Genomic DNA, 12,007 nt, shown 5'->3' with positions numbered 1-12,007 from the left:
TTGCCTTACATCATAGTTGTAGTTATTTTTTTGTCTTACTTAATTACGATAAAATGGACTACACCGATTTTTTTAAGCGTGTAAACAATTAAATGGTTGTAAGTGCAGTTATTATTTCAACTTGCTGAAGTAAAACTTAACCAAAACTATAAATACTATTATTATGGCAGATAAATTAGTGATTGTTTCCGACATGTGGGGCGCTAAGAAAGGACTATGGATTACTTCATACTTAGGGTATCTACAACAGTATTTTGATATTACTTTTTATGATAGTCAACAACTGGCTAATTTAGATATTCTCATTCAAACAGAAGAGAACGTACATAATGCTTTTATAGAAGGTGGTACTGAAACTGCTGCTACACATTTGTTAAAAAAAGAAACAGAAGCTTGTTATTATCTTGCTTTTAGTACGGGGGCTACTATAGTTTGGGAAGCTGCTAAGAAAGGTTTACCTGTTAAGTCTTTGTACGGTGTTTCGCCTACAAGAATTCGTAGAACGAATGATAAACCTAATGTTCCTTTTAATTTGGTGTACGGTGCTAATGATGCATTTAAACCAAGTGAAGAATGGGCAAGTAATTTAGGGGTAGATATGGAAGTATTACCTAATTACGGACACACACTATATACTGATGAGAAGATCATTCAAAAAGTATGTATGAACCTATTGCAAGAAGTAACGCAAATTACACCACAGATTAAAAAAGTGGTTTAAAATAATATAAAAAGTAAAGCATAAAAAAAGCGAAGATTTAAATCTTCGCTTTTTTTTGTATCTAATATTTTGATAAAATATTATGAAACTGCCTTCAGTTTTTTAATGGTATCGTGAGATAACATTTCTTCGGCATATGGTTTTGTTACTTTGAAGTTTGTGTCGCTTGTACTTGGCATCTCGAACATTGCGTCAGTAAAAATGGCTTCACATAAAGATCTTAATCCTCTTGCTCCAAGTTTGTACTCAATTGCTTTTTCTACAATATAATCTAAAGCTTGATCTGTAATGGTGAAAGTAATATCATCCATTGCAAACAACTTCTCGTATTGTTTTATAATCGCATTTTTAGGCTCGGTTAAAATAGCTCTTAATGTCTTCTTGTCTAACGGATTCATATGTGTTAAAACTGGAAGTCTACCAATAATCTCAGGTATAAGCCCGAAATCTTTTAAATCTCTAGGAATGATGTATTGCAATAAATTGCTGTCATCTAAAAAGTTGTCAGATTTAGAAGCGCTATACCCAACAGCTTGCATATTCAAACGTTTTGTAATAGCACGCTCAATACCATCAAAAGCTCCGCCGGCAATAAATAGGATGTTTTCAGTATTTACTTCAATAAATTTCTGGTCTGGGTGCTTTCTTCCTCCTTTTGGCGGAACGTTTACTACAGTACCTTCTAATAATTTTAGAAGACCTTGTTGCACTCCTTCTCCAGATACATCTCTTGTAATTGAAGGGTTATCACTCTTACGGGCAATTTTATCGATTTCATCAATAAAAACGATACCTCTTTCAGCTTTTTCAAGATTGTAATCTGCCGCTTGTAAAAGACGGGTAAGAATACTTTCTACATCTTCACCAACATAGCCAGCTTCAGTTAATACAGTTGCATCAACAATCGCCAATGGTACATTAAGTAATTTGGCAATGGTCTTAGCCATAAGGGTCTTACCGGTACCGGTTTGCCCAACCATAATAATGTTACTTTTTTGGATTTCAATATCATCTTCTGCAGATGAAGGTTGTAATAACCTTTTATAGTGGTTGTAAACAGCAACCGACATTACCTTTTTGGTACGCTCTTGTCCTATAATAAAAGTGTCTAAAAATTCCTTAATTTCTTGAGGTTTCTTTAAAACAAGTTCAGAAGAAAGATCGTTGGTCTTTGTCTGTTTTGACTCTTCGGCAACAATGCCGTGAGCTTGCTCAATACAGCGGTCACAAATATGCGCATCTAACCCAGCAATCAACAGATTGGTTTCTGGCTTTTTTCTACCGCAAAATGAACACTCTAAATTTTCCTTTGCCATTATCTATCTTCTCTATTCTATACCTTAACGATCAAAAATCGTTTTTGGTTTAAAATTCATTAATTTATTTGGTTCAATTAGTCGGACTTACTTCTTTTCCCTTACTAATATCTCATCAATCATACCGTATTTAAGAGCTTCATCAGCTTTCATCCAGTAATCACGGTCACTATCGTCACGAACTTTCTCAATATCGCTACCAGAGTGCTCTGCTATGATTTGATATAATTCATCTTTTAATTTTAATATCTCTCTGGCTGTAATTTCAATATCACTTGCTTGACCTTGAGCACCACCCATTGGTTGGTGGATCATAACACGAGAATGTTGTAGACCACTACGCTTTCCTTTTTCACCTGCGCATAAAAGTACAGCTCCCATAGAAGCGGCCATGCCAGTACAGATAGTAGCAACATCTGGCGTAATGAATTGCATAGTATCATAAATACCTAAACCTGCATATACACTACCACCTGGTGAGTTAATATAAATCTGAATATCTTTTTTAGCGTCAACACTTGCTAAAAACAATAATTGTGCTTGAATAATATTTGCTACTTGGTCATTAATACCTGTGCCCATGAAAATGATGCGGTCCATCATTAAACGTGAGTAAACGTCCATTGCAACAATATTCATAGAACGTTCTTCTATAATGTTAGGCGTCATGTTCGTTGGGTACATGCTGCTCATTATAGAGTCGTAGTAAGTGCTGCTAATGCCTTGATCGTTTATAGCGAAATTCTTGAATTCTTTTCCGTAATCCATAAATTGTATGTCTATATTTTAGAGTAAAAAAAGGTGCCGAAAATTTTATTTCCGGCACCGTAAAGATACTTAATTTATTGTTTGGAATTTATCCGTAAACTTCTTTCACGAAATTTTCATAGGTAACTTCCTTTGTCTTAAGGTTTGCCTTTTCTTTGTAAAGATTCAATAATTTTTGACTCATCAATTGTTCTGATAGTCTTTTTACTTCATCTTGGTTACCAAGAACTCTTGCAGCAATACTGTCTAATTCTTCTTCTTTAGGGTCCAATTGACCAAATTGTGCCATTTGAGAACGAATAAATCCTTTTGAGAATTCTTTCAATTCATCAAACTGAACTTGTAGTTCATTATCGCGAATTATTTTACCTTCAATTAATTGGTAGCGTAATCCTTTTTCAGATTTCGCATATTCTTCAACAGCTTGCTCTTCAGATAATGGCTCTTCACCAGTCATTTGAATCCACTTGGTTAAGAAACCGGTAGGTAATTCAAATTTTGTGTTATCAATGAAATATTCTGTAACGTCGTTCAATAATTTTTGATCGGACTGTTGCTCAAATTGCTTTTCAGAATCTTCTTTGATACGCTCTTTTAATTCCTTTTCAGTTTTTACACTGTCAGGGCCAAAAAGTTTATCGAATAATTCTTGATTTAATTCAGCAGCTTCTCTTTCGTTAATTTCAGAAATGGTGAAAGTAACTTCGGTATCCAATGCTTCAGCTTTTTGTTTATCAACACCTAAAGCGCTAGATAACATGTGATCTTCAGTGAATAAACCTTTTGTCTTCAATGTAACAACATCACCAACTTTCTTGCCTTTTAATGCATCTAAAGCTTTTTTACTCTTCAACTTGTCAGTTTCAAGTAAGGTTTTGTTATCAATTTCTTCAGCTTCATTCGTAAATGTACCGCTTACTTCATCATTCTTGCTAACAACATCTTTAGTTACAAGTTTACCGTATTGCTTTTGAATACGCTCAACTTGCTCGTCGATCATTTTTTTGTCGGCAACAATTTTATATTGGGTAATTGCTTTTTTAGTTTTCAACGAAACCTCGAAATTAGGAGCTAGACCTAATTCGAATTCAAAAGCCAATTCATCTTGATCCCAGTCAAAATTGTCTTGTTGTTTTGGTAATGGGTTACCTAAAACGTCTAACTTTTCTTCAGTTAGGTATTTGTTAAGATTGTCTTGCAACAATTTGTTTACTTCATCAACCAATACGGCTTTACCATATTGCTTTTTAATAAGACCCATAGGAACTTGGCCTTTTCTAAAACCAGGAATATTAGATTGCTTCTTGTAATCCTTTAAAATGGTATCTACCTTATCTTGGTAATCTTCTTTTGTGATAGCAACTTTAACTACTGCATTTAAATCGTCTATCTGCTCTTTCGTAATATTCATTCCTTAATATCTATTTGCATGTGTAAAATGGGATGCAAAAATACTACATTTTGCAAAGTCAACCAATTTTTTAAAGTATTGAATTTCAAATCACAAGCAACTACGACTTGTCGTCTTTTAACAGTGTAAAAAAGATTGATTGTAAAAAAGATAGCAAGAGGCTAAAAATCAATGCCCACCAAATATTGCCAACTGCAAAACCATCAATAAGTTTATCTGCCAATAAAATAATTATTGCGTTGATGATTAATAGAAATAAACCAAAGGTAATTACGGTCACAGGTAGTGTTAATATCACTAATATTGGTTTAACAAGTAGATTTAAAAGGCTTAATACAATAGCTACGATTACAGCTGTCATAAAACCGTCTACCGATACATTTGGTAGTACATTGGCTAAAATGATTACTGCTACTGCGCTTAATAGAATTCTTAAAATTAGTCTCATGGGTTTTGTTTTTAAATTAGTATAGTTATTTATCCTTTATTGAAAAAGGTAAGTGATTTATTAAAAAATTGCGCTGGATTTTCTGCATGCAACCAGTGTCCGGCATTATCTATGGTTTCTACAGTTGCTTTTGGAAAGTGGCGATGTATGATTTCTATGTCATTTTTGGTTACATATTCAGATTTGTCTCCTCTTAAAAATAATGTAGGTCCGTTAAAACTATCTGTACTATTGATGTTATCTCCAATTTCTTCCATCTTTTCGCTGAGTACATCCAAGTTAAATTTAAAGCATAATTTTTTATTATCATTTCTATATAAGTTTTTTAATAGAAATTGACGAATGCCTGCATTTGATATGTGTTGCTTTAATTGTTCGTCGGCTTCTTTTCTCGATTTCAAATTTGTAGTATCAATAGCATTTAAACCATTAATGATTTCTTGATGATGCGGCGGATAATATTTTGGTGCGATATCTGCAATAAGCAATTTGTTTACACGCTCAGGGTATGTGCATGCAAATTGCATAGCAGTTTTACCACCCATAGAATGACCGATTATAGCGGTGCTTTCGATATTATGTGCGTCTAAATAATTTAAAAAATCATCTGCAAGTATATCGTAATTGAAATCTGATGAATGAAAACTTTTGCCGTGATTTCTTTGGTCTATTAGGTGAACACAAAAACCATTTTCTGCATATAAAGTTCCTAGCGTTTTCCAATTATCTAACATGCCAAGAAATCCGTGTAAAATACACAAAGGTTTACCTTCTCCTAAAATTACTGAATGTAATATCTGTTTCATTTTAATCGATGTAAATACATGTTTACTACATTGTCAAGTCCTAAATACAATGCTTCACTAATAAGTGCGTGACCTATAGATACCTCAAGTAAGTTAGGTATATTTTTAGCAAAATATTCAATGTTGTCTAAACTTAAATCATGACCAGCATTTATGCCAATACCCAATTCGTTTGCGCGTTTGGCAGCTTCAACAAATGGTTTTATTGCCTCTTCTTTGTTTTTCGTATAATCGGTTGCGTAGCTTTCGGTATATAATTCAATTCTATCGGTACCAACTGCTTTTGCGCCTTCGATCATTTTTGGGTCTGGATCTACAAATATAGAAGTGCGAATACCGACATCTTTAAAGGTTTTAATGACATTGGTTAAAAATTCTTTGTTTTTAATGGTGTCCCAACCGGCATTAGAGGTAATGGCATCTACAGAATCTGGCACCAATGTAACTTGTTCTGGTTTCACTTCTAGAACCAATTCAATAAATTTTGGAACCGGATTACCTTCAATATTAAATTCCGTCGTTACCGTTTTTTTTAAATCTCGTGCATCTTGGTATCTAATATGGCGTTCGTCTGGTCTTGGGTGAATAGTGATCCCTTGTGCTCCAAAACCTTCTAAATCTTTAGAAACCTTAAGTAAATCTGGAACATTACCGCCACGGGCATTTCTGAGAGTTGCAATTTTGTTTACGTTAACGCTAAGTTTTGTCATTATGTCTTATTTACCTTTTAAGAGTGTCAAAAATACAAATAAGGCACGCCTTTTGATATTATTAATTGTTATTTTGCGTTATATATAGCCTATGCATATTCAAGAACATATCATTACGAACTTACCAGTATTCGATATTAAGGATACTACTGAGAAAATTCTAGAATTTTTTCAGGACTCAACCTATTCCCATATTGCTATTTTGGAGGAAGGAAGGTTTTTAGGACTTTTCTCTGAAATAGATGCAGACGGGTTGCAGCCAGATGCTAAGATCGAAGAGTTTCGGTATGAGCTGCAAAATTTTTTTGCTCGTAGAGATACCAATTGGTTAGACGTCTTGGAGATTTTTGCGCGTAATGAAGCTAATCTTCTTCCTGTAATTAATCAAAAAGAAGAAGTTACTGGTTACTACTGTTTAACCGATATTGTTGCTGAATTTATTGATACTCCATTTTTTACAGATCCCGGGAGTATTTTGGTGGTAGCAAAAGGAGCTAAAGATTATTCTTTTAGTGAAATTGCACAGATAGTTGAAAGTAATAATGCCAAACTCTACGGTGGTTTTATTACTGATACCCAAAATGATATTATTGAGGTGACATTAAAAATCACGGCTAATAATTACAATAAGGTAGTGCAGACTTTTAGGCGATATAATTATAATATTGTATTTGGTAATAGCGACGATGAGTTTCTTGAAGATTTAAAGAAGCGCTCAGATTACTTGGAAAAATACCTTAATGTTTAATATGAAAGTAGCTGTATACGGTCAAACTTATCAAGATAATGCTATTGAATATCTTGTCGAGTTATTAGATGAGTTAAGTAAGGTGTCTGCCGAAGTTTATATTGAAAAGGATTTTTACGATTTATACAGGGTTAAAAATACTACCCAAACATTTTCCACATTTACAATCGATGAAGGTCTGAATGCCTCTTTTGACATGTTCGTTAGTTTTGGTGGAGATGGTACAATATTAAGGGCTACAACTTTTGTAAAAGATTTAGGTATACCAATTGTTGGTGTTAATACCGGTAGATTGGGATTTCTTTCTACTTTTAAAAAAGAAGATGTTAGAAAAGTAGTTCGAGAGTTTAAGCAAGGTGCGTATACTGTTGTAGAACGTAGCTTGGTTCAGTTGAACACGAAGGAGCTTGATGTGGAATTCGGAGAACTTAATTTTGCATTGAACGAAATTACCGTAAGTAGAAAAGACACGACCTCTATGATAACGGTCGAAACATTTTTAAATAACGAGTACTTGACTTCTTATTGGGCAGACGGATTAATTATTTCGACCCCAACAGGGTCAACAGGGTATTCATTAAGTTGTGGTGGTCCCGTAATTGTGCCGACAGCAAAGTCATTGGTGTTGACGCCTATTGCACCACATAACTTAAACGCTAGACCTTTGGTAATTTCAGATGATACTGTAATTCGGTTAAAAGTGTCTGGTAGAGAAGAAAACCACTTGGTTTCTTTAGATTCAAGAATAGCATCATTAGAAAATGGTCAAGAGATTACCATTAGTAAAGCTCCCTTTACTATTAAAATGATAGAATATACTTCAGAAAGTTTTTTAAAGACCTTAAGAAACAAGCTTCTCTGGGGCGAGGATAGGCGAAATTGAGCCGACTTTTAAACAATAAATGCCCTTAATCGCTGTTTATCTTTTGAGAACATAAAAATTATTGCGTTTTCATTTTAAATTTAATAACCGCAATAATTGTAAAATCTATTTTATGCGTTACATAACGTTGTTAGTATTGCTTTTTTCACTTTCAGGTTTGCAGGCGCAGATGTATGAAGTGGGTATTTTTGCTGGTAGTGCCAATACAATTAGTGATGTTGGGAGAACAGATTATCTTCTACCTTCTGATATTGCATTTGGCGGATTGTTTAAATGGAATATAAGTAAAAGGTATGCATGGAGGGGGAGTTTAACTTACGGTAAATTCACCGCAGATGACAATAAGTCTAGCTCAACAGCAAGACAGCAAAGAGGTTATGTGGTAGATAATTCTATTTTAGAAGGTTCTGTTGGTTTAGAATTTAACTTTGTAGAATATAATTTACACAAACTTGGTCCGGCATTTACACCTTATTTATATACAGGTCTCACCTATTTTAGGTATGATTATCAGTATTTTAATGGTGGTGCTCTACAAGATATTAATCAAAGGGAAGGAAGTTTTGCAGTGCCAATGACTGTTGGTTTTAAATATCGTATCAATCAGTTTCTTATTTTTGGGGGCGAAATTGGTGCTAGGTATACTTTTACAGATAACTTAGATGGTAGTAACCCTGAAGGTTCTAACTTTGAAGAATTTCAATTTGGTAATATTTTTAGTGATGACTGGTATGTATTTTCTGGTTTAACCCTAACGTATACCTTTGGCAGGAAACCTTGTATGGATTGTTTTGAGTAATTTTTAAGATGAGTGATATAAACGATATTGATAAACTGAATGTTCCAAAGCACCTTGCTATTATCATGGACGGTAACGGTAGGTGGGCAAAAGAACGTGGTAAACTAAGAGTTTTTGGTCACGAACATGGTGTAAAAACGGTAAGAATAGTTGTTGAAGAATGTGTTCAACTAAAGATTGATTACCTAACATTATATACTTTTTCTACAGAAAATTGGAATAGACCAAAGATAGAAGTGCAGACGCTAATGCGCTTATTGGTGTCTTCATTAAAGAAAGAACTTAAAACTTTTAACAAAAATAACATACGTTTAAATACTATTGGTAACATAGATGCGCTTCCTTCTAAGGCGTATAGAGAGTTGGTCGAAGTAATGGGTCAAACAAAGCAAAACACAGGCATGACGCTGACTTTGGCTTTGAGCTATGGGGCTCGAGAAGAGCTTCAGTCTATGGTGAAAGAGATAAGTACCAAAGTTAAAAATAATATAATTTCAATTGAAAACATTGACCAAGAAATTATAAATAGCCATCTTTACACGCATGATTTACCAGACGTAGATTTGCTTATCCGTACTAGTGGAGAACATCGGATCAGCAATTTCTTATTATGGCAAATAGCGTATGCAGAGTTATATTTTATTGACGTATATTGGCCTGATTTTAGAGAGCACCACTTGGTGGAGGCCATAAAAAATTACCAGAACAGAGAACGAAGATTTGGAAAAACAAGCGAACAACTCACTTAAAGATATGACTAGGTTCATATCCTTGAACCACTTTTTAACTACACTTTTAATTCTAACTACCTTTATTGCCGCCGCACAGGATGATACCTATGAGGATGGTAAAAGCTATATTTTAGGAGGAATAGACGTTACCGGACTGCAAAGTTATAACGAGCAAACCGTGAAAACATACACAGGGTTAAGAGTAGGTCAGCCTATTACTTTGCCAGGAGAACAAATAAGTGAGGTCATTAAAAAATTGTGGGGTCTTGAACTTTTCAGTGAAATAGACATCTTTATTACTAATATTGAAGAAAACACTGTTTTTCTTGAATTGAACATAATAGAACGACCTACTTTGACTGATGTAAAGTTTTATGGTGTCAAAAAAGGTAAAGTAGAGGGTTTAATTAAGGATACTGACCTTAAGAAAGGAAAGAAGATTACCGAAAGTTTAATTTCCAACTCCAAAAATTACATCACCAATAAGTATAAAAAACAAGGCTATTTAAATGCCGATGTTACTATTGCTACTTCAAAAGATACTATAGAAGGTAACACCCGAAATATGGTGGTTAATGTAAATAAGGGTGATAAAGTAAAGATTCGTGAAATTATATTTGAAGGTAACGAGCAGTTATCTGATAAGAAATTACGTAAAGCTTTAAAAAGTACCAAGCAAAAAAAATTAGGTCGTTTCTGGAAAAAGTCTAAATATATTCAAGATGATTACGAAGAAGATCTTGATTTGTTGGTTGATAAGTTTGCCGAAAACGGATATCGTGATGCTCGTGTAATTTCTGATTCTATTATTAAGGTTGATGAAAATAACATTGACTTAAAAATAAAAGTTGAAGAAGGTGATAAGTATTACTTTGGTAATATTGATTTCGTTGGTAATACGGTATATACCGATCGTCAATTAAATCAAGTTTTAGGTATTAAGAAAGGTGATACCTATAACGGTGTATTATTGCGTGAAAGAATTGCAGATAATTCTAAGCCTGATCCAAGTGATGTCACTAGCTTATATCAAAACAACGGTTACTTGTTTTCTACTATTAACCCAGTTGAGATTTCAGCTGCTAATGATACTATCGATTTTGAGATTAGAATTATAGAGGGTAAAGAAACTTTCTTAGATCACGTTACAGTTTCTGGTAATGATAAAACGAATGATCACGTAATTTATCGCGAACTACGCACAAGACCAGGTCAGAAGTACAACAAGGCAGATATTATTAGAACTATTCGTGAATTAGGTCAGCTCGGCTTTTTCGATGCGGAGCAAATTACACCAGATGTCTTAAACGCTAACCCTAATGAGGGGACAGTTGATTTAGCGTGGAATTTGGTAGAGTCTGGTTCTAGTCAAATAGAATTACAAGGTGGTTATGGTGGTGGTGGTTTCATTGGTACGTTAGGCCTTTCTTTTAGCAATTTCTCTGTTCAGAATTTGTTTAAAAAAGAAAAGTACAAACCGGTACCAATGGGTGACGGTCAAACTTTTGCACTGCGTTTACAGGCAAGTAGAACTTATAGGGTGTATAGTTTAAATTTTGCAGAACCTTGGTTAGGGGGTAAAAAGCCGGTACGTTTTAACCTTAGCATGTCTAGAACACAGCAGTTTGCTGCTTCTTATGATAATAGTGGTAATGTTGATATCGACAAGGATCAGCAGTTTTCAATAACTGGTATAACAGCAGGTTTAGCTAAGCGTGTACAATGGCCAGATGATTTCTTTACCATTTCACATTCCCTTAGTTATCAATTATATGACTTTAGAAATTATAATATAGGACTATTTAACTTTGGTGACGGTAAGGCAAATTCATTGGCGTATACTTTTGGTATTTCTAGAAACGCAACACAGGGTGGTCGCATTTTTCCAAGAGGAGGATCTAACTTTGAGATTAGTGCAAAGTTTACACCGCCATGGTCAGTGTTCAGTAATAAGGATTTTAGAGGTCTAAAAAATAGATCAGAAGAACTAGAAGAAAAAAAGAATAATGGAACAATTACTCCAACTGAGAGTGTAGAGTTGCAAGAGGTTGATCAAGAGCGTTTTAGGTTATTGGAGTATTATAAAGTAAAATTTAAAGGAGATTGGTACACTACTTTGATAGATAAATTGGTTTTACGTAGTAATGCAGAATTTGGCTTCTTGGGTAGTTACAATAGCGCAGTGGGTAATGTACCTTTTGAGCGTTTTTACGTTGGTGGTGATGGTATGGGTAACTTTACTTTAGATGGTAGAGATGTTGTGCAGCTTAGAGGTTATGACAACCAATCTATAACACCATATGCACCTGGGTCAAATACACCAGATGGTGCCTTGATTTATAATAAATTCTCTTTGGAATTACGTTATCCATTAACATTAAAGCCTTCTGCATCTATTTACGGACTGGCATTTTTAGAAGGTGGTAATTCTTTCAACAATTTTCAGGACTTTAATCCGTTTGAATTAAAACGATCGGCCGGTGTGGGGCTGCGTATCTTTATGCCAGCATTTGGTTTGTTGGGTATTGATTTTGGTTATGGATTCGACGAGGATCTTGTGCCAGCTTCTGCAGGACAAGGACCTAGCGGATGGCAAACACACTTCATTATTGGTCAACAGTTTTAATTTTAATTGAATTATTATAATCGTGCTTAGTGCTAATCCT

The 12,007-nt window shown here is 34.4% G+C and carries 12 protein-coding genes; 6 read left to right on the top strand and 6 right to left on the bottom strand.

Features of this window, described 5'->3' with window-relative positions; all coding sequences use genetic code 11:
- The first annotated feature begins 163 nt into the window (after positions 1–163).
- The gene (locus tag Q4500_RS06320) at positions 164–721 is read left to right on the top strand and encodes a hypothetical protein (protein ID WP_303598865.1); all 558 of its coding nucleotides are present in this window, start codon (positions 164–166) and stop codon (positions 719–721) included.
- 80 nt (positions 722–801) lie between these two features.
- Here the strand turns inward: Q4500_RS06320 and clpX are convergent, their stop codons facing one another.
- From clpX to Q4500_RS06290, 6 genes are all read right to left on the bottom strand, one after another.
- The gene (clpX, locus tag Q4500_RS06315) at positions 802–2,037 is read right to left on the bottom strand and encodes an ATP-dependent Clp protease ATP-binding subunit ClpX (protein ID WP_303598864.1); all 1,236 of its coding nucleotides are present in this window, start codon (positions 2,035–2,037) and stop codon (positions 802–804) included.
- 87 nt (positions 2,038–2,124) lie between these two features.
- Positions 2,125–2,805, bottom strand: coding sequence for an ATP-dependent Clp endopeptidase proteolytic subunit ClpP (gene clpP, locus Q4500_RS06310; protein ID WP_076547337.1), 681 nt, complete (start codon positions 2,803–2,805; stop codon positions 2,125–2,127).
- An 88-nt stretch (positions 2,806–2,893) separates the two neighbouring features.
- Positions 2,894–4,216, bottom strand: coding sequence for a trigger factor (gene tig / locus Q4500_RS06305; protein WP_303598863.1), 1,323 nt, complete (start codon positions 4,214–4,216; stop codon positions 2,894–2,896).
- A gap of 100 nt (positions 4,217–4,316) precedes the next feature.
- Positions 4,317–4,664 (bottom strand): phage holin family protein, encoded by a 348-nt coding sequence (locus Q4500_RS06300; protein ID WP_303598862.1) that lies wholly within the window; start codon positions 4,662–4,664, stop codon positions 4,317–4,319.
- 29 nt (positions 4,665–4,693) lie between these two features.
- On the bottom strand, positions 4,694–5,470 hold the full coding sequence (locus Q4500_RS06295) for an alpha/beta fold hydrolase (protein WP_303598861.1): 777 nt from the start codon (positions 5,468–5,470) through the stop codon (positions 4,694–4,696).
- Positions 5,467–6,180: a pyridoxine 5'-phosphate synthase gene (locus tag Q4500_RS06290; RefSeq protein ID WP_303598860.1), complete on the bottom strand. Its 714-nt coding sequence runs from the start codon at positions 6,178–6,180 to the stop codon at positions 5,467–5,469. The genes Q4500_RS06295 and Q4500_RS06290 overlap by 4 nt, the downstream gene beginning before the upstream one ends.
- A gap of 91 nt (positions 6,181–6,271) precedes the next feature.
- Between Q4500_RS06290 and Q4500_RS06285 the strand changes: the two genes are divergently transcribed.
- The 5 genes from Q4500_RS06285 to Q4500_RS06265 all read left to right on the top strand — a co-directional run bounded on the left by Q4500_RS06285 (position 6,272) and on the right by Q4500_RS06265 (position 11,967).
- The gene (locus tag Q4500_RS06285; protein WP_303598859.1) at positions 6,272–6,928 is read left to right on the top strand and encodes a CBS domain-containing protein; all 657 of its coding nucleotides are present in this window, start codon (positions 6,272–6,274) and stop codon (positions 6,926–6,928) included.
- Position 6,929: 1 nt separating this feature from the next.
- Positions 6,930–7,811 (top strand): NAD kinase, encoded by an 882-nt coding sequence (locus tag Q4500_RS06280; protein WP_303598858.1) that lies wholly within the window; start codon positions 6,930–6,932, stop codon positions 7,809–7,811.
- 112 nt (positions 7,812–7,923) lie between these two features.
- Positions 7,924–8,610 (top strand): DUF6089 family protein, encoded by a 687-nt coding sequence (locus tag Q4500_RS06275; protein ID WP_303598857.1) that lies wholly within the window; start codon positions 7,924–7,926, stop codon positions 8,608–8,610.
- A gap of 8 nt (positions 8,611–8,618) precedes the next feature.
- The gene (locus Q4500_RS06270) at positions 8,619–9,359 is read left to right on the top strand and encodes an isoprenyl transferase (RefSeq protein ID WP_303598856.1); all 741 of its coding nucleotides are present in this window, start codon (positions 8,619–8,621) and stop codon (positions 9,357–9,359) included.
- 4 nt (positions 9,360–9,363) lie between these two features.
- Positions 9,364–11,967, top strand: coding sequence for an outer membrane protein assembly factor (locus tag Q4500_RS06265; RefSeq protein WP_303598855.1), 2,604 nt, complete (start codon positions 9,364–9,366; stop codon positions 11,965–11,967).
- The last annotated feature ends 40 nt before the right edge of the window (positions 11,968–12,007 follow it).

Origin of the sequence: Maribacter sp. 1_MG-2023 (assembly GCF_030547005.1) — a bacterium.
Lineage (GTDB): Bacteria > Bacteroidota > Bacteroidia > Flavobacteriales > Flavobacteriaceae > Maribacter.
This window is presented reverse-complemented; position numbering and strand designations above follow the sequence as displayed.